We start from the raw sequence: 16,191 nt of genomic DNA on the forward strand, positions 1-16,191 counted from the left end.
AAAGAAAAGAATCATGCACAGCATCGACCCCGACACCGATCTCTTCGATTCTCCCGAGGCTCAGGAACTTTTTCGCTGCGTGAAAGTCCTCGCGCAACAAAACTTCCCTGACACCTGGAAGGAAATGTCCTATATCACCCAGGCGACCGGTTTTATTCTCGCCAACGGGTGGACCACCCTGGCGCAGGCCCACATCGCATGCCCTCAAGGGTTGGTTCGCATCCTCACCGAGAGCAGCATCATCTCCCACCGGCCGGGGAAGCAATCCCGGACTTCCCCGAGTCACTGATAGTTACCGGCTAACTGCGCAGCCCTGCTCCTCCACCCGTCAAAGGGAGCTTCTGAGGGAACCGGCGACCCACAACACCCCCGTCAAATCGTGATCCTTAAGGGCTTACGCCCTTCCCGTCTTGGCCCCGACGCCAGCGGCCCCCCCATTTAGGGTAGTGTGGTGGGTCACACCGACCTTGGGCTCAAAAGACTTCACTGTCGATTCATTATTTGCCGCACTGGACGGAATCATGATTTTTTAGTTGGATAACACTGCACAACCCGCACCTCGCTCTCCCGGCAAAAGCCTCCCCGTTTCCCCCGAAGACGCCCGTCATTCTCTCGCAGTCATCGAACACCTACGCTCAGCCACTTCCTGGCATCCCAATCCCTGGGCACAGGCCACCCTGTCCGCTCTGTTTCTGGTGGTGGTGTGTTTCTGGGTAGGGGACTATTTCTTCTGGGGGATGGGGGTCTTGGCGCTGATGGGCGCCGTAGGAGTCCTGCTTCGCAGGTACCTGTTTCATCCTTACCGTCGCCTGCGCCCCTGGCAGTCGGTGGAGCGAGGGGATAATGATGTACTAAAAGAATGGTTACTTACCAATAGTCTCTTCCTGTGGCCTGTGGCTGCCTCCGCCTTACCTGCAGGGCCTCGCTGGATGGTCGTCCTTGTCGGCATGATCGCCGCCGTCCATCTCAGCTACGCCCTCCGAACGCTGGGGAGACGGCTGTGAGCACTCAGTCAGACCCGGACAACTCCGGTCCTATTTCCCTTGATCCGGTAATCCACCCTCTGGACCGGTTGAAGATCTGTGTGGCGCTGCAGTCCGCGGGTGCCGTCGAGGGTGATGGGCCCGCCCGGGAAATGAAGTTGTCCGTCCTGCGTGATCTGGTGGGGTGTGATGAGGACGTTCTTTCTGCCCATCTCAGCACACTGCAGGTGCAGCGTTATGTTTCTCAAGGCCGTGAGTATCGCTCACCCCGCTGCCCGGGCAGCGTGTGGGTGTCGTTGACGGCACGCGGTGCTGAATCACTGGCCAGCCACGTGCAGGCCCTGGAGGCCGTGGCTGCCCTGGTGGAGGACTGACCAGAGTTCCTGCGCATGTGATCAGCACAGGGGGCTTGCATCTCGCGTTGGTGCTGGGTCCTGGAGTCACCTTATTACCACCTCCTCCACCGCAGCCACCCCATGTGAGATATGTATTGATCATCTCCCCCGTTTAAGCGTTTCCCTAAAGGAGCACCAAGCGGCGCACCCCCCCTCACTGTGCCCCTATATTTAGGGGCTTTGAGCTGGGATTATCCCCCCCCCATTAGCGGGTGACTTATGGGAGATATGACTTTTGGGGAAGGTTCCATAGACATTTGGACCGCCGGATCAATAGGCTGTGTGTGCCCAGAGCAGAACCGGGTTCTGGGTGGGTCTTTGAGAAGGAACAATCTTACGATGACAACAGCGCTCTATCTCGATCACCAACGTGCGGCTCCCATGTGGCGAGAACCTGCCAGGGCAGATAGTCAGGATGTGCCCCATGAACGTGAAGAGTGGATCATGCAGGCCACCTGCCGCCGGGGTGATCCCGATGAACTGTTTGTCCGCGGGGCCCAGCAACGCCAGGCTGCGGCCATCTGTCGACCCTGCACGGTACGCACCCAATGCCTGGCCACCGCATTGGATGACCGGGAGGAATTCGGGGTGTGGGGCGGGTTGACCGAGCGGCAACGTCGCGCCATCCTACGACATAACCCCCACATCGAGAACTGGGCAGACTATTTCACTACCGGAGGCCGGCTCACCGACCTCCGGGCATCCTGACCTCACGATGCCCACACTGCCCGGGGATCCCAGACCCTGCAGGTGCTAGCTGGCCGGCCCCAGCAGGGCTTTGGCGTAGGCGGCGTGCAGGGACTCATTGTCGGAGGGGTGGTAGAGCCCGGCGAGGACATCCCGGTAGAGGCGCTGCAGCTCGGAGCTGCGGAAGTACTGCGCACCGCCGGTGGTGCGCACCGCCAGCTCCACCGCTTCCTTCGCTGCCTCGGTAGCCCTCCCCTTCACCCCGGAGAAGTGCAGGAACCATTGTGCACCGTAGTTCGGGTCCCGGTCGGTGCCGAGCGCGTCCACATCCGCGGTTAATTTCTCCAGCTGCAGGATGACACCGTCCATGAGGATCCCGGCGGAGGCGATCTGCCAGCGGATGTCCGGGTCATGGGCATAAGGTGCCTGTTTCACATGAGAGCGGCGCTTAGCGACGATCTCGCAGGCCAGGCTCACCGCCCGCTCCCCGATGCCGGTGTACACCGAGGCCAGTAGCAGTTCGAAGGTGCCGAAGATACCCCAGACCACCGGGTCCGGGTTGGGCCCCAGCGGAGTGTGGGTGGCCACCCGTTCGGTGTTCAGCGGTACCTCATCCAGGATGGTGGTGCAGGACTGGGAGGCACGCATGCCGAGGGTGTCCCAGTCATCCTTGATGGTGATTCCTTCCGCCTCCCGTTCCAAGAAGCCGAAGACCAGTGTGTCTTCGCCCTCAACCTGGGCGTGGACCATGAGTCGGGTCCAGACCGGGGAAAGTGAAGTGAAGATCTTGGTGCCCGAGATCCGGTAGCCCTCCGTAACCCTGCGGGCGGTGGAGACCGAGTCGAAGAGGACCGCATCATTGCCGGCTTCGGAGATACCGAAGGCGAAGATCTCCCCGGCCATGGCTTCCTCAAAAACCCAGTTCAAACGCTGATCGCCCCGCAGCCAGAGGGTGTAGGCCATCCCCAGGATCACGTGGTGCATATTGATGCCGAGTGCGGTGGCCGGAGCAGCCTGGGCCAGACGTCGCTGCGCCTGACTTGCCTGGGCGAGGGTGAATCCCCGGCCCCCGAATTCCGTGGGCACCAGCATTTGGAGGTAGCCGAGTTTTTTCAGGTCCGCCAGGTCCCGGTGGAAGAAGGAATTTTCTTCGTCATAGCCGGGGGCACGGTCCCGCAGGGTCTCCAGGAGCTCTTCGGGGAGGAGATTCTCAATAGTGCTCATGCATCATCCTTCGTTGTTTTCAGAGGCTTCCAGGCAGTATTTCCGCTGCTTAAAAGCATTAATTGACTATAACGTGACCCGTGACTCAATTGCCAGCGTCATGGATCCAGGTTTCATTTGTGGATGATCTCACCTTCTATTCCAAAGATAATATTAATTATTTACAATATAAGTGAACCGCTTCCGGGAACTGATGGGAATCCAAGGGGGAGGGGAACCCAGGACACCTTCGCCAGCAGCTGCTGAAGCGCTGGCCTCCAAGAAGGAGCACTCCATGAAAAACACCGCACTAGTTGCCGTTCCCCTGGCCGTAGCTCTTCTCCTCGGCCTGAATGCAGCCCCTGCTTCCGCAGCCGTCCCAGCACTGCTTTCCAGTTCCGCCAGCTCCTCCAGCGAGCAGACCCCGCGCAGTCAGCCCAGCCCAAGTGTCGCCCTCGAAGCTGAGACCGAGTTGACTGCCTACGAGCAGGAGCTGCTCGATCTGACCCATGCCTACCGCATTGAGAACGGAGTGCCCCCGGTCAAGGCTGATGACACCCTCGCCAGGCAGTCCCGCACCTGGTCCAGGGTGATGGCAGATGATGAGATCGGCGGTCGCCCCGCCTCCAACTTCCAGCACAATGACCGTTGGAACGTCGCTGAGAACATCGTCGTGCACAACAACCCTGAGGTCAGCCCGGAGGTCATCGTGGACATGAGGATCAACAGCCCCGGCCACCGGGCGAACATACTCAACGAGGATTACACCAAGTGTGGCTTCGGCACGGCCATCTCCGCAGACGACAACATCTATGTCACCCAGCAGCTGATCTGGTAGATCTAGGAGGAACAACTTCGAAGGGGAGATAGATATGTCCGGGCCGAGCACCAAGACCCTGCGCCGCATGGCCCCCTTCCTCGCCGTCCTCGGCCTGGTCGGGGCCGGCGGCCTCACTGCCCTCGCACTGAGCACCAATGATGAATCTCCGGAGGTCGCCTCCGAACTGGTCACCATCCAACTAGAGGACAACCCCACGGCCCCCTCCCCCGATCCTGCTGACACCTCCCTCCCCGGGAATAATGCGGACACCGCACCCGGGGAGGACAAGTCCGTTGCCGCCGAACCTGCAGACTCCGCCAAGGCCGCAGGACAGGTCTCAAAGGCGGATATTTCCTCCCGCAACGGAACCGGTGGTGCCGACACAGGTTCCGGGGAAGCCCCCGCCCAGCCAGCACAGGTACCCCAGAACTCTGCACCCCAGAACCAGGCTCCGGCCCCTGCCCCCGCTCCCGCCCCGGTTCCGCAGGCTCCCGCTCCGGCACCAGTCCCCCAACCACCCCTGAACTATCAACCTTATGATGACAATGACTGGGATGATGATGACTGGGATGAGGATTGGGACGATGATGACTGGGATGACGACTAAGCGCAGGGCCCGGGACCAGCATGCCGCCAGCTAGCCGCACCCCGAAGCTGGGTGCGGCTAATTCGCTGCGCTGGCGCATCATCTTCTGGATCACCTGCGTGGTCCTGGTCGCCATGGGCACCGTCATCCTCATCACCCGCTCTGTGCTGCAGTCCCAGGTCACCGACTCCGCAAACCAGTCCGTGGAGCAGGAGATCGATGAGTTCACCCAATTCGCCGCGGACGGCACCGACCCCCTGACCGCAGCTCCCTTCGCCACCCCACAGCGCCTGATCGAGGTCTACCTTTCCCGGCAGATCCCCGATGATGATGAGATCCTGCTCGGCGCGGTTGATGGCCAGCTGATCCAACCGGATCTCAGTCAGCTCAGCGGCAGGTTCCGTGGACCACTGGCCAGTGATTCCGCCCTGGCCGGGGAAATCCTCCGCTCCCCCACCCCCTCCGGGGTTTTCTCCGACCCGGTGGATGGTGCGGTGCACTGGGGTCGGGTCCAGTTCCAGTCCCCGGACAACAACCAGGAGGCCTATTTCGCGGTGGCGGTCCACACCCACCCGGCGCGTGAAATGGTGGACCGGGAAGTGGCCACCCTCGCCCTGATCGGTTCCGGCGGGGTGGTCGCCGCTTTCCTGATCGCCTGGTTGATTGCCGGGCAGATCATCGCCCCCATCCGTAATCTCCGCCAGGTGGCTGCCAGTATCAGCAATAGTGATCTGAGTCAGCGGGTGCCGGTGGAGGGCGGTGATGAGCTTGCCCAGCTGGCGTTGACCTTCAACAGCATGTTGGACCGGATCGAGGCGGCCTACCGTGAGCAGCGCCAATTCGTTGATGATGCCGGCCATGAGCTGCGCACCCCGATCACGGTGGTGCGTGGCCAGCTGGAGTTGTTGGGGTCCTCCACCCCGGAGGAACAGGCCCGTTCCGTTGAGCTTTCCACCGCCGAGTTGGATCGGATGGCGCGGATGGTCAATGACATGCTCACCCTGGCGGTCGCGGACTCCGCCGGCTTCGTCACTCCCACCCCGGTTGAGGTGGCTGAGCTGACCCTGGATATCGAGGAGAAGGCCAACACCATCATTCAGCGTGCCCAGGTGGTGGCGGTCGCCGAGGGTGAGGTGCCCCTGGATGAGCAGCGGGTGACCGAGGCGGTGCTGGAGCTCTACCGCAATGCACTGAAGTACGTTGAGGGTGATTCTGATATTGATCTGGGCAGTGAGTTCAAGGGCTGTGGGGAGGAACGGATGTTCCGGATCTGGGTGCGGGACCGTGGGCCCGGTGTCCCGGTGGAGATGCAGGAGGCTGTCTTCGGCCGTTTCCACCGTGGGGAACCGAGCGCCTCTGCCCGGGCTTCGGGTTCGGGGCTGGGATTGTCGATCGTGAAGGCCATCGCCGAGGCCCATGGTGGGCGGGCCTACCTTGATTCCACCGTGGGTCTGGGTTCGATCTTCGGTCTGGAGCTGCCTGCCCCGGAAATAGTGGATCCACAAGATGAGGAGAGTGTCGGAGCATGAGTCGGATTCTGATTGCCGAGGATGATCGGGGGATCGCGGATTTCATTCAGCGTGGTCTCAAGGCCGCCGGTTATGCCTGTGATGTGGTGGATAATGGGGCCTCTGCCTTCCACCTGGCGGGTACCGGGGATTTTGATCTGCTGGTGTTGGATCTGGGGTTGCCCCGCATGGATGGGATGGATGTGCTTGATGCCCTCCGGGCCACCAATATTTCCATCCCGGTGATCGTGTTGACCGCCCGGACCTCCATTGATGACCGCATCAAATCCCTGGAGGGAGGGGCCAATGACTACATGCCCAAGCCTTTCCAGTTCGCGGAGTTGCTGGCCCGGATCCGGTTGCGTCTGGCGGACCGCGCCAATCAGGAGGGGGTGGGGCAGGACACCACCTATCGGATGACTCACGGGGACATGATCCTGGATCTGCGCACCCAGCGGGTGCAGATCGGTGAGAAGTGGCTGGATCTCTCCCGCCGCGAGGTGGGCCTGCTGGAGACCCTGATGCGTCACCCTGGTCAGGTGCTTTCCCGCCCACAGTTGTTGTCGATGGTCTGGGGCATGGATTTCGACCCGGGTTCCAATGTCGTGGATGTTTACATCCGGACCCTGCGTAAGAAGATCGGTGCGGAGAAGGTGGAGACGGTGCGCGGCGCCGGGTACCGGCTGCTCTGATGCTTATCGACGCCCCCCTTCCGCTCAGGGTCGGCGTGGCCTGACATCAAGGTTGGTGAACTGGGTGCTTTCCCCGGTGTCCGCGATCAGTCGGACCGCCCTGGCGATCTCCACCGGGTCGGTGTAGTACTCGGGGTGGTATTCCGCTTCCCCAGCCTGGTTCACCGCGCGGCGCATCATGGCAGTGTCGGTGCCTGAGGGCGAGATGCTGGCCACCCGGACATCATCCCCGGAGACCTCATCCCGCAGTGCGTCGGCGATGCCACGCAGGGCATGCTTGCTGGCGGCGTAGACCGCATTCCCGGGATGTGCACCCTGCCCTGCGATGGAACTGATGAAGATGATCTGTCCCCGGGCGCGGCGCAATGCCGGCAACATCCGGGCGCTGAGCATCGCCGGCAGGGTGGCATTCACCGCGAACTGCAGGCGCCAATCCGCTGCGGTGGCGTCCTCGACGGTGCGCCTCTCCATGACTCCAGCGGCATGCACCAGCAGGTCCACCCGTTCCAGGCTGAAAAGCTCCTGTAGTGCGGGGGTGTCGTTAAGCGCCACATCATCCAGCAGCAGGGTCAGATCAACCGGCACCGCCCTCACATTCGGGATCTCCGCCAGGGATTTGAGTGCCGCCGGGTTCCGTCCGATTGCCAGCACCTCATGATCCCGGGCCAGCTCGGCGACGATCTTCTCCCCCATCCCACCGGTCGCCCCGGTGACTACCGCCACCCTGCGCGCCGAAGTGTCAGAGGGAGAGTCCGCCACAAAATCAGAGAAATCAGCCATGGGGCCGATCCTAGTCATCTCAGCGGAAACGTTGCGGCACCTCCGGCTCGCCGAGCACCAGCCTCAGGCGGTTGGCCCAGTTGGCGAAGGCGACGGCATTGACCACATCAATGATCGCCAGCTCATCCAGTCCGGCTTTGCGCAGGTTCTCCACCTGCACCGTCCCGAAACGCATCGGGACATGACTCAGTGCCACGGCAGCCTCAGCCACCGCATTCCACAGCTGATCCCCCAGATCAGCAGCTACGCCCTCAGCGAGGAGGCGCTCAAGGTCCCGAGCTCGACCCACCTCCTCCTTCACCCGGCCGGCATGCACGGACGTGCAGTAGACACAGCCATTGAGCCGGGAGGTGACCGCGGCCGCCAACTCCCGCTCCGCACGACCGATCCCACCATCCAGGGTGTGGAAGATATCCAGCTCAATCAGGGTGTGGGCCTTCAGAGCCGCCGGGTTGCGGGCCAGCAGCCGGAAATAGGGTGTCTCCAACTCCTCCCCCGCCATCGGTGGCACCCAGGGTTTCCACTCCAGGGGATGGGAGACGAACCCCGCCGGACCCACCACATCCGGGTAGGTGGTGATCTCAAAGCTGCGGGCAGCCAATTCCCACTGGGCGGCCACCCCTGCCGCCTGCTCCACCTCAGATATCTTCGCCTGATCGTTCAGGACCTGCATCCCGTGGATCAGTCGCAGCTGGAAAGAGAGGAAGGCGACCAGCTGGGTCAGACTGACCGTGTCATCGGCACTCCACCCCGCAGCAGAAAGATGGCCCAGCATCTCCGGGCGGGCATCCCGGGGATGGAAAACCATCAGGTGCGCCACATCAAGAGCCGAGGCCAGCCGATGCCCCAGGGCCCGGGGATCATGACGGATGACCCCGCCGTCCCCATGCGGCCCACTGCTCAACCCCTGCTCCACCGCCGCCAGCACCGCATCGCGGAGGGTGGCGGGGGCGTCGTCAAGCAGCAGTTCCGCATAAAAGGTTCCGGCATTGGCCGAACGGTGTACCCCCGCCACATATGTGGCCACCGCATAGCGTTCCCCGAAGGAGAAGGTCCCAGGATTCACCGGCTCCAGCAGGGACTCGAAACTGCATTGGGCATTGACCTGTGCCTCGGGGCGTCGGTTCCGCAAGGCCGCCAGATCACTGCCAGGGGGCAGTGCGCTGAGCAGATTGATGATGTCCGCCATGATTCTCCATTCTCCGAAACCGGTCCTGAATTCAACGCCACGGTACCTTCAGCGGGGAACACAGGTTCTGCCTATGGGTATGATCATTGACCATGCCAGGAAACACCCCTGCCCTAGCAATCCTTGGCCTGGGCCCCCGCGGAATCTCCCTCATCGAGAGAATCGCCGCAGAACTCGCCGCACATCCCCGCGGCCCCCTCGACCTGCACCTGATCGAGGACTCCGTCATCGGTGCCGGACGCATCTGGGATCCCCGACAGCCCCGCACCCTCTGCATGAACACCCTCGCCGGGGCAGTCACCCTCTTCGCCGAACCAGGTGCCACCGTCAACGCCCCGGTCTTCGAAGGCCCCACCCAATACGAATGGATCCGCCTGCTCCGCGGGGATCATGAAGGCATCGCCCCAGCCAAACGCGCCACCTTCGACACCTACCCGCCAGATCCCCAGGTCGCCGAAGACTTCGCCGAGGAAATCGCCGCCTCCCAGGCACAGTCCCACCCCTCCCGCGCCTTCTATGGGGCCTACCTCCGCTGGTGCTACGACATCGCTCTGGCGCGCCTCCCGGAAGAGGTGACGGTCACCGTCCACAACACCCGCCTCAACAGCATCCGGGAGGCTGAAGACCATGATCTCCTCATCCTGGACAACGGCACCGAGATCACGGCCGACGTCACTCTCCTGGCCGCCGGATGGGTCACCCCCGGACTGAACCCGGAGGAACAGGAGGTGGCCGCGGCGGTGGAAAAACACCCCGGGATGACCTGGATCCAGCCCGGCAACCCCGTGGAACAACCCATCGGAGACATCCCCGACACCGGTACCGTCCTGGTCCGCGGACTGGGCATGGGATTCTTCGATCTCATCGCACTGCTCAGCTTCGAAAGGGGCGGACAGTTCATCAAGGACCCCAGCGCCCGCGCCGGGTTGCGCTACCTGCCTTCAGGGCGGGAACCAAAGTTGGTGGTCTCCTCCCTCCGCGGCTACCCCTACCTGCCGAAATCCAATTACGGCGGGCTCCCACCCACCCCGGAACTCGCCCGGTTGTGCACGGTGATCGACTCGCTGCCCACCGCGAAACTGGGGCCCGCCAGCATCGACTTCGACCGGCAGGTATGGCCCGCCATCATCCGCGACTCCTATGAGGCCTACTACCGGACCCTGCATCGTCTGCGCCCCGAAGCCATCACCGGCACCCTGGGTGAACTCGTCGAGATCATTGATAGAGCCACCCCGGAGAACATTAACGAAAAAATGGCTCGCTTCATCCCGGAGAAGAGCGAGAGATTCGACCTCTTCGCCTGGAAGCACCCCCTCCAGGAAGTGGTGGGCACCCCGAAGGAATTCACCGAGCACATCGCCCAGCGCATGAGCTGCGACATCCTCGAAGCAGAGGCCGGGTTGGATTCCCCGCTCAAGGCGGGACTCTGGGCCATCAGTGCCTCCCGCAAACCCGCCCAGATTCTGGGCGCCCAGGGACGCTACACCTTCGAGTCACGCTCCAACCACTACGCCACCCTGATGGCGATCGGTCAGATGGCAGGATCCGGCCCGCCCCTGTTCCGCACCCGCCAGCTGCTGGCCCTGGTGGACGCCGGGATCGTCCACTTCCTGGGTGGGGATCCGGAACTCCGGGTCGATGAGGTCGCGGGGGAATTCGTGATGACATCCCCCAACACCGCTGATACCCCGGTGTCCGCCCCCACCCTGGTGGATGCCTGGATGCACAAACCTGATGTTCGCCGCCCCGCGGACCCCCTGTCGATCAGTCTCCACGAGGAAGGCCGGGTCCGTTCCTTCCATGAAACCACTACCGACAGTCAGCGACTGGCCACCGGCTCCCCTGAGGTCGATGTCTCCAGCGGCCGGATGATCCGGGCGGACCAGCAGCTCGACCCCCGTCTCTACCTGGTGGGTATCCCGACGTATAGCCAGCTGCCGGACACCACCATCTCACCGATTCCAGGCACTGATGCGCTGCTGCTCCAGGAAACCGATAAGGCGGCCCGACATGCTCTGGCCACCGTATTCGGCGAAATGTAGCTCCTGGCCGGTACTAGTTACGGTCCGCGAGTTCAATTCGGGGGCGTACCGCCAGGTCCGTGATCTGGGTGCTGGGGCCGGCATCCACCACCAGGCGCAAGGCTTTGGCGACCTCCTCGGGCTCGATATAGTGCTCGGGTTCATAATCTGCCCCCGCCTGGGTACGCAGTCCCTGAAGCATGGGGGTGTCGGTCGGGCCCGGCGCGATGGTGGATACCCGTACCCCGGTGTTGGCCTGCTCCTTACGCAGCCCATCCGCCAGAGCATAGAGGGCATGCTTGGTGGCGGCGTAAACGATATTGCCGGGGTGTGCGCCCTTCCCTGCCCCGGAGTTGATGAACACCACCAGGCCGGCCGCCTGCTGTAGGGCGGGCAGCAGTTCCCGGGTCAGTTCCGCGGCTGCGAAAACATTCACCTCGAATTGACTGCGCCAGTCCAGGGGTTGGGCACTGGCCACGGTGTGACGGTGTGCGATGGCGGCAGAATGGACCAGCACATCCACCTGCTTGAGTTCCTTGAGTTCGCGGTAGGCCTGCTGGTCCGCACCATGCAGGAGACCCGCCACCAGGTCTCCCCCGATGGCGGTCACGTTATCAAGCTGGGCCAACTCGGCCAGGATCCCGGAATTCCTTCCGAGTGCGTAGACCTTGTGGTCCTTGGCCAGTTCGCTCACCATCTCGCGGCCCATGCCGCCGGTGGCGCCGGTGATGACTGCAATCTTCTCACTCATGGACGCGAGTGTAGTCCGGCCGGTGGGGGCTGGACAGGGGGTCCGCTACAACTTCACGGCATTCTAGAGTGGGGAAACCAGCACTTAAGGTCGCTGACCAGGTCCTTTAAGTGCCAGTTTCCCCACTCTAGGCTGCAACCACTCCCCGCAGGGCACGAACATGCCCTGACCCCCTGGGCTCAACAGCACCAGGTAGGTCAGGGCATCAGTTTTCAACCCAGGGCACAGAAGCCTAGATCTGTGCCAGGGCCTGCTCCACATCTGTCAGCAGGTCGGCGATGTCTTCGATGCCGATGGAGATGCGGACCAGGTCACGCGGGACCTCCAGCTGGGAGCCGGCGGCGGACTGGTGGGTCATGGTGGCGGGGTGCTCCACCAGGGATTCCACGCCGCCGAGGGACTCCGCCAGGCAGATCAGCTTGGTGGAGGTGCAGAACTTGCGGGCGGCTTCCTCGCCACCGGCGAAGCGGACGGAGATCATGGCGCCGAAACGGTCCATCTGCTTCTTGGCCACCTCATGGCCGGGGTGGGATTCCAGGCCCGGGTAGAGCACCTGGGAGATCTCTGCGCGGGAGTCCAGGAACTCGGCGATCTTCTCGGCGTTATCGCAGTGGCGGTCCATGCGCACCGCGAGGGTTTTGATGCCCCGGGCGGTGAGGTAGGCGTCGAAGACACTGGGGATCGGGCCGACCCCGCCCTGCATGAAGTGCAGCTGCTCATCAACCTCGGCGTCATTGGTCACCACGACGCCCCCGACCACGTCGGAGTGGCCGCCGAGGTACTTGGTGGTGGAGTGCAGGACCACATCGGCGCCCAGTGCCAGGGGGCGCTGCAGGTAGGGGGAGGCAAAGGTGTTGTCCACCACGAGGCTGGCAGCGCCCTTGATGTCTGCGATGGCGGCGATATCGGAGATCGCCAGGGCCGGGTTGGTGGGGGTCTCCAACCAGATGACCTTGGTCTTCTCGGTGATGGCATCGGCCACGGCCTGGGCATCGGTGGTGTCGACGACGCTGTAGTCCACACCCCAGGGCTTGAAGACAGAGTCGATCAGACGCCAGGTGCCGCCATAGGCGTCGTGGCCGAGGATCAGATGGTCACCCGGCTGCAGCAGGACGCGCAGCACGATGTCGGTGGCGGCCATGCCGGAGGAGAAGGCCTTGCCGAACTCGGCGTTCTCCAGGGCTGCGACGGTGCGCTCCAAGGCGGTGATGGTGGGGTTGGCGACGCGGGTGTACTCATAACCGCCGCGCAGCTCATTCAGGCCATCCTGAGCGAAGGTGGTCGAGGCGTAGATCGGGGTGTTGATCGGGCCGTACAGGGAATCCGGTTCATAACCGGCGTGAATGCTCTGCGTGGAAAAACCCGGGTTACCTGCGGCGCTCATGATGCTGCTCCTTGAAAATCAACGTTGCGGACCCTGTGTCAGGACCATACCTCCAGCCACTCTAGACCAAGCGGTATAGTTTCCCCATTCCGGGTGGTGACTTTTATTCACGCCCCTCCCCCTGCGTCCTGTGGAGGCCACCCCCCACCGGCCAGTGGCTTCACAGTCAACCATCAGCCCAGAATCAGACTCCGCCCCTACACTCCGGCGGAGATGACAATTTCCACAGAAAACACCCCCGCAAGCGAAAACCCCGACTCCCCGGAGCTCTCCCCCACCACATTGGGAGAGTCCGTGTCCGAGGCCACGGACTGGTGGCAGCAACCCACCACCCAGGAATGGCTGATCCAAAAACCCATCGAGATCCTGCTGACCATCATCGTGGCCCTGGTGATGCACTGGCTGGCCCGACGCGGCATCGACAAGCTCGCCCGACGCAATATCAACGCCCGCTTCAAGGCCCCCCGGCTGCCCGGAAAACTCGGCCGCCGGCCCAATGCCCCGGAGGAGATCCCGCCGCATGTGGCGGCGATGAACCGGGCTCATGAGGACCGCCGCAAGGCCCGGATCAGAACCCTGGCGGCGGTGGGTAAATCCGCCGCCGGCATCCTGATCTGGGCCTGGGCGGTCCTGGCCATGCTGCAGACCGTCAACATCAACGTCGGCCCCATCATCGCCTCCGCCGGTGTGATCGGCCTGGCCATCGGCTTCGGCGCCCAATCCCTGGTCAAGGACTTCCTCTCCGGCATCTTCATGCTCCTGGAGGACCAGTACGGGGTCGGTGACACCGTCGACCTGGGGGAAGGGATCGTCGGTGATGTCGAGGACATCAGCCTGCGACTGACCACACTGCGCGATATCGATGGCACCGTCTGGTACGTCCGCAACGGTGAAATCCTGCGGGTGGGTAACCTCAGCGATGACTTCTCCATCGCCCGCCTGCAGGTCCCGGTGGGACTGTCCAATGACTCCGAGGAAGCCTGGAATGTCATCCTCGACTCCGTGAACCGCGGTGTGGAGGAGGAACGCATCCGCGAAGGCGTGATCGAGGAGCCCGTGATGAACGGTGTCACCGATTTCCAGCCCGATCACATCTCCTACCGGATCTCGGTGAAAACCCTGCCCGGTCGCCAATGGGAGGTTCAGCGTTTCCTGCAGGCCCGGGTCCTCAATGACATGCGCGAAGCGGGGATCACCACCCCTTATCCGCATGGCATCGGCGGCATCTCCCGCGAAAACTATGATGTCTGACCTGCACACTCCCCCGGAGCAGCGCGACTTAACCCCGGCCGGACCTGACTGCCTAGACTGGGGCCATGCCTACCCCATCTTCCAATCCGCCCGGTCAGCAGAATTTCTATGAGGCGATCGGCGGTGAGGAGACCTTCGCCCGCATCGTCCGCGGCTTCTACCAGCAGGTCCGGGATGATGACCTGATCGGCCCGCTCTACCCCGATCAGGACTGGGAGGGCGCGGAGCAACGCCTCAAGTGGTTCCTCGCCCAGTACTGGGGCGGGCCGCAGACCTTCTCCGCCCAGCGCGGCCACCCCCGCCTGCGGATGCGGCACGTCACCTACTCCATCGGCACCCCGGAGGCGGAGCGTTGGCTGGAGATGATGAAGGTCTCCCTCGACCAGATCGAGGAGGAGACCCTTCCCCCCGCCTACCGCGCCGCACTCTGGGAGCACATGGAGCGCGTCGCCGCCATGCTGATCAACCGGCCCGTCTAGGAAATCTCCACGAAAGGCAGGTCATGGGCCTGCGCCACCGCCCGGCTACGCAGCTTGCCTCCACTGGTCATCAGCCCACCAGCCAGACCGGGAAGCTTCTCGACGGCCCCGGCAAAGCCCAGCTCAGCCACCGCCTTCACGAAGGGCAGGGTCGCCGAGGTCAATGCCCTGGTGGAGGTGTTGGCCACCGCGCCGGGCATGTTGGGCACGCAGTAGAAGATGGAGTTCGACACCTTGAAGGTGGGGTTTTCGTGGGAGGTGAGGCGGGAGGATTCAAAACAGCCGCCCTGGTCCACCGCGACATCGACCAGCACTGAACCAGGCTTCATCTTCGCCACCAGGGCATCCGGCACCAGCACCGGGGTGCGGGCGCCGGCGACCAGCACCGCACCGATCACCAGGTCAGCGTCGATCAGGGCCTCCTCCACCGCCTGTGGGGTGGAGACCAGGGTGCGTACCCTGCCCTGGTAGAGATCGTCGAAGGTCTGCAGTACCTTCGGGTTGAGGTCCATGACGGTCACCTCGGCACGCAGCCCCACAGCCATCGCCACGGCGGAGGCGCCCACCTGGCCACCACCGAGCACCACCACCCGACCGGCCTGGGTGCCGGGCACCCCGGGTAGCAGCACGCCACGACCTCCCATGGGGCTGAGCAGGTGGTGGGCGCCCTCCATCACGGCGAGTCGGCCCGCGGTCTGGCTCATCGGGGTCAGCAGCGGCAGGCCACCGGCTTCATCGGTGATGGTCTCATAGGCGATGGAAGTGATGCCGGAATCCAGCAGGACCTGGGTGACGGGCAGGGAGGCCGCCAGGTGGAGGTAGGTGAAGAGCATGAGATCTTCCCGCAGGTAGCCGAATTCGGATTCCTGGGGTTCCTTGACCTTGAGCACCAGGTCGGAGTCCTCCCAGACCTCGGCAGCTTCAGCCACCAGCTCCACCCCAGCGGCCTGGTATTCCTCATCCGGCATGGAGGAGCGCACTCCCGCCCCGGCCTCCACGAGAACCCGGTGCCCAGCTTCCACCAGGGCTCGGGCACCTTCCGGGCTGAGGGCGACGCGGCCTTCGTTATTCATGACCTCACGGGGGATACCGATACGCATGGGGAACTCCTTCAGGATCACAGCTGTGATGTTTTTAACATTCATTCTTTCATAAGTGAGGGTTCATTTACTCATAGACCGCACGATATGGTCCCTCACCGTCACGGATCGCCTGGCAGGCCAACACCTGAGACTCCTGGGCCACCTCGAATTTCCCTAGCACCTCATTGGCCAGCATGTGAGAGGGACCCCCACTCAAGGTCAGCTGGGACGTGCCGCAATGACCCTCCATACAGGAGTAATGGGCGGGGATATCCACGGCCAGCATCGCATCCAGCAGCGTCATGTCCGCCGGCCATTCGAATTCATATTCCACGCCATCAACCACCGCGATATGTTTCATGCCCCCAATCTAATCCCGA

Annotated in this window: 17 protein-coding genes; 10 read left to right on the plus strand and 7 right to left on the minus strand. The window is 63.1% G+C overall.

Features of this window, described 5'->3' with window-relative positions:
* Positions 1-13: 13 nt before the first annotated feature.
* From COCCU_RS10755 to COCCU_RS10765, 3 genes are all read left to right on the plus strand, one after another.
* Positions 14-289, plus strand: coding sequence for a hypothetical protein (locus COCCU_RS10755; RefSeq protein WP_156231507.1), 276 nt, complete (start codon positions 14-16; stop codon positions 287-289).
* 711 nt (positions 290-1,000) lie between these two features.
* Entirely contained in the window at positions 1,001-1,357 is a 357-nt protein-coding gene (locus tag COCCU_RS10760; RefSeq protein ID WP_231598744.1) for a MarR family transcriptional regulator, read from the plus strand.
* Between the two features lie 402 nt (positions 1,358-1,759).
* On the plus strand, positions 1,760-2,086 hold the full coding sequence (locus tag COCCU_RS10765) for a WhiB family transcriptional regulator (protein ID WP_231598942.1): 327 nt from the start codon (positions 1,760-1,762) through the stop codon (positions 2,084-2,086).
* A 45-nt stretch (positions 2,087-2,131) separates the two neighbouring features.
* Here COCCU_RS10765 and COCCU_RS10770 read toward each other — a convergent pair whose 3' ends face one another.
* Entirely contained in the window at positions 2,132-3,289 is a 1,158-nt protein-coding gene (locus tag COCCU_RS10770) for an acyl-CoA dehydrogenase family protein (RefSeq protein WP_156231509.1), read from the minus strand.
* A 274-nt stretch (positions 3,290-3,563) separates the two neighbouring features.
* Between COCCU_RS10770 and COCCU_RS10775 the strand changes: the two genes are divergently transcribed.
* Genes COCCU_RS10775 through COCCU_RS10790 form a run of 4 tightly spaced genes read left to right on the plus strand, consistent with a single transcriptional unit; the run spans position 3,564 to position 6,874 of the window.
* Entirely contained in the window at positions 3,564-4,106 is a 543-nt protein-coding gene (locus tag COCCU_RS10775; RefSeq protein ID WP_197088346.1) for a CAP domain-containing protein, read from the plus strand.
* A gap of 34 nt (positions 4,107-4,140) precedes the next feature.
* Complete coding sequence (locus COCCU_RS10780) at positions 4,141-4,695, plus strand: hypothetical protein (protein WP_156231511.1); 555 nt, start codon at positions 4,141-4,143, stop codon at positions 4,693-4,695.
* 20 nt (positions 4,696-4,715) lie between these two features.
* Entirely contained in the window at positions 4,716-6,203 is a 1,488-nt protein-coding gene (locus COCCU_RS10785) for a sensor histidine kinase (RefSeq protein ID WP_156231512.1), read from the plus strand.
* The gene (locus COCCU_RS10790) at positions 6,200-6,874 is read left to right on the plus strand and encodes a response regulator transcription factor (protein WP_156231513.1); all 675 of its coding nucleotides are present in this window, start codon (positions 6,200-6,202) and stop codon (positions 6,872-6,874) included. Before COCCU_RS10785 ends, COCCU_RS10790 begins: the two co-directional genes overlap by 4 nt.
* A 24-nt stretch (positions 6,875-6,898) precedes the next feature.
* Here COCCU_RS10790 and COCCU_RS10795 read toward each other — a convergent pair whose 3' ends face one another.
* Positions 6,899-7,654, minus strand: coding sequence for an SDR family oxidoreductase (locus COCCU_RS10795; RefSeq protein ID WP_156231514.1), 756 nt, complete (start codon positions 7,652-7,654; stop codon positions 6,899-6,901).
* Positions 7,655-7,673: 19 nt separating this feature from the next.
* A complete protein-coding gene (locus tag COCCU_RS10800; RefSeq protein ID WP_156231515.1) occupies positions 7,674-8,843 on the minus strand; it encodes a CMD domain protein in 1,170 nt (389 codons plus the stop codon).
* A 92-nt stretch (positions 8,844-8,935) separates the two neighbouring features.
* Between COCCU_RS10800 and COCCU_RS10805 the strand changes: the two genes are divergently transcribed.
* A complete protein-coding gene (locus COCCU_RS10805; protein ID WP_156231516.1) occupies positions 8,936-10,885 on the plus strand; it encodes an FAD/NAD(P)-binding protein in 1,950 nt (649 codons plus the stop codon).
* A 13-nt stretch (positions 10,886-10,898) separates the two neighbouring features.
* Here the strand turns inward: COCCU_RS10805 and COCCU_RS10810 are convergent, their stop codons facing one another.
* Positions 10,899-11,615 (minus strand): SDR family oxidoreductase, encoded by a 717-nt coding sequence (locus COCCU_RS10810; RefSeq protein ID WP_156231517.1) that lies wholly within the window; start codon positions 11,613-11,615, stop codon positions 10,899-10,901.
* A 232-nt stretch (positions 11,616-11,847) separates the two neighbouring features.
* Positions 11,848-12,999 carry a cystathionine gamma-synthase gene (locus COCCU_RS10815; RefSeq protein ID WP_156231518.1) on the minus strand — a complete coding sequence of 384 codons (1,152 nt, stop codon included), beginning with the start codon at positions 12,997-12,999 and terminating at the stop codon, positions 11,848-11,850.
* A 213-nt stretch (positions 13,000-13,212) separates the two neighbouring features.
* Here COCCU_RS10815 and COCCU_RS10820 point away from each other — a divergent pair, with 213 nt between their 5' ends.
* Together COCCU_RS10820 and COCCU_RS10825 are read left to right on the plus strand one after the other, a co-directional pair.
* On the plus strand, positions 13,213-14,250 hold the full coding sequence (locus COCCU_RS10820; protein WP_156231519.1) for a mechanosensitive ion channel family protein: 1,038 nt from the start codon (positions 13,213-13,215) through the stop codon (positions 14,248-14,250).
* A 65-nt stretch (positions 14,251-14,315) separates the two neighbouring features.
* Positions 14,316-14,729 carry a globin gene (locus tag COCCU_RS10825; protein ID WP_156231520.1) on the plus strand — a complete coding sequence of 138 codons (414 nt, stop codon included), beginning with the start codon at positions 14,316-14,318 and terminating at the stop codon, positions 14,727-14,729.
* On the opposite strand, the gene ald is transcribed toward COCCU_RS10825, so the two are convergent.
* Together ald and COCCU_RS10835 are read right to left on the minus strand one after the other, a co-directional pair.
* Entirely contained in the window at positions 14,726-15,829 is a 1,104-nt protein-coding gene (gene ald, locus COCCU_RS10830) for an alanine dehydrogenase (RefSeq protein ID WP_156231521.1), read from the minus strand. The genes COCCU_RS10825 and ald overlap by 4 nt on opposite strands.
* 67 nt (positions 15,830-15,896) lie before the next feature.
* Positions 15,897-16,172, minus strand: a complete 276-nt coding sequence (locus tag COCCU_RS10835) for a 2Fe-2S iron-sulfur cluster-binding protein (protein ID WP_156231522.1) — start codon at positions 16,170-16,172, stop codon at positions 15,897-15,899.
* Positions 16,173-16,191: the final 19 nt, after the last annotated feature.

Origin of the sequence: Corynebacterium occultum (assembly GCF_009734425.1) — a bacterium.
In the GTDB taxonomy this organism is placed as follows: domain Bacteria; phylum Actinomycetota; class Actinomycetes; order Mycobacteriales; family Mycobacteriaceae; genus Corynebacterium; species Corynebacterium occultum.

What these genes read in the sequence shown, in the direction of transcription:
- COCCU_RS10765 (WP_231598942.1), top strand. Translation starts at nt 1,760, where the DNA reads ATGTGGCGAGAACCTGCCAGGGCAGATAGTCAGGATGTGCCCCATGAA.
- COCCU_RS10785 (WP_156231512.1), top strand. Translation starts at nt 4,716, where the DNA reads ATGCCGCCAGCTAGCCGCACCCCGAAGCTGGGTGCGGCTAATTCGCTG.
- COCCU_RS10805 (WP_156231516.1), top strand. Translation starts at nt 8,936, where the DNA reads ATGCCAGGAAACACCCCTGCCCTAGCAATCCTTGGCCTGGGCCCCCGC.
- COCCU_RS10780 (WP_156231511.1), top strand. Translation starts at nt 4,141, where the DNA reads ATGTCCGGGCCGAGCACCAAGACCCTGCGCCGCATGGCCCCCTTCCTC.
- COCCU_RS10755 (WP_156231507.1), top strand. Translation starts at nt 14, where the DNA reads ATGCACAGCATCGACCCCGACACCGATCTCTTCGATTCTCCCGAGGCT.
- COCCU_RS10800 (WP_156231515.1), bottom strand. Translation starts at nt 8,843, where the DNA reads ATGGCGGACATCATCAATCTGCTCAGCGCACTGCCCCCTGGCAGTGAT.
- COCCU_RS10825 (WP_156231520.1), top strand. Translation starts at nt 14,316, where the DNA reads ATGCCTACCCCATCTTCCAATCCGCCCGGTCAGCAGAATTTCTATGAG.
- COCCU_RS10775 (WP_197088346.1), top strand. Translation starts at nt 3,564, where the DNA reads ATGAAAAACACCGCACTAGTTGCCGTTCCCCTGGCCGTAGCTCTTCTC.
- COCCU_RS10770 (WP_156231509.1), bottom strand. Translation starts at nt 3,289, where the DNA reads ATGAGCACTATTGAGAATCTCCTCCCCGAAGAGCTCCTGGAGACCCTG.
- COCCU_RS10835 (WP_156231522.1), bottom strand. Translation starts at nt 16,172, where the DNA reads ATGAAACATATCGCGGTGGTTGATGGCGTGGAATATGAATTCGAATGG.
- ald (WP_156231521.1), bottom strand. Translation starts at nt 15,829, where the DNA reads ATGCGTATCGGTATCCCCCGTGAGGTCATGAATAACGAAGGCCGCGTC.
- COCCU_RS10790 (WP_156231513.1), top strand. Translation starts at nt 6,200, where the DNA reads ATGAGTCGGATTCTGATTGCCGAGGATGATCGGGGGATCGCGGATTTC.
- COCCU_RS10815 (WP_156231518.1), bottom strand. Translation starts at nt 12,999, where the DNA reads ATGAGCGCCGCAGGTAACCCGGGTTTTTCCACGCAGAGCATTCACGCC.
- COCCU_RS10795 (WP_156231514.1), bottom strand. Translation starts at nt 7,654, where the DNA reads ATGGCTGATTTCTCTGATTTTGTGGCGGACTCTCCCTCTGACACTTCG.
- COCCU_RS10810 (WP_156231517.1), bottom strand. Translation starts at nt 11,615, where the DNA reads ATGAGTGAGAAGATTGCAGTCATCACCGGCGCCACCGGCGGCATGGGC.
- COCCU_RS10820 (WP_156231519.1), top strand. Translation starts at nt 13,213, where the DNA reads ATGACAATTTCCACAGAAAACACCCCCGCAAGCGAAAACCCCGACTCC.